Origin of the sequence: Alkalihalophilus lindianensis (genome assembly GCF_032843265.1) — a bacterium.
Classification (GTDB): Bacteria; Bacillota; Bacilli; order Bacillales; family Bacillaceae_D; genus Alkalihalophilus; species Alkalihalophilus lindianensis.
This window is the reverse complement of record NZ_JAWJBA010000054.1, coordinates 1-432: the sequence shown is the minus strand read 5'-3', so window position 1 is coordinate 432 and position 432 is coordinate 1. Positions and strand designations below refer to the sequence as shown.

Genomic DNA, 432 nt, shown 5'->3' with positions numbered 1-432 from the left:
GACTTCTATGAAGGAATTAACTTTGCAGGTGCTTTTAAAGCTCCGGCGATTTTTATTGTTCAAAACAACCGTTTTGCCATCTCAACACCTGTAGCAAAACAATCAGCAGCCAAAACCTTGGCGCAAAAAGCCATTGCAGCTGGGATTCCAGGTATTCAAGTGGACGGTATGGTTCCATTAGCGGCTTATGCTGCAACACGTGAAGCTCGCGAACGTGCGATTAATGGTGAAGGTCCAACATTAATTGAAACGTTGACCTATCGTTATGGACCACATACGATGTCAGGTGATGACCCTACTCGCTATCGGACTTCAGAGCTTGACAACGAATGGGAAAACAAAGATCCGCTAGTTCGTTTCCGTAAGTACCTTGAGAAGGAAGGTCTTTGGAACGAGGAAAAAGAAAATGAAGTAATCGAACAGGCAAAAGAG

The 432-nt window shown here is 44.2% G+C and carries 1 protein-coding gene; it reads left to right on the top strand.

Annotated features, from left to right (window positions below; translation table 11 throughout):
* Positions 1 to 432: thiamine pyrophosphate-dependent enzyme (locus tag RYX56_RS21245; RefSeq protein ID WP_317123977.1), on the top strand; the 432-nt coding region annotated here is incomplete at both ends.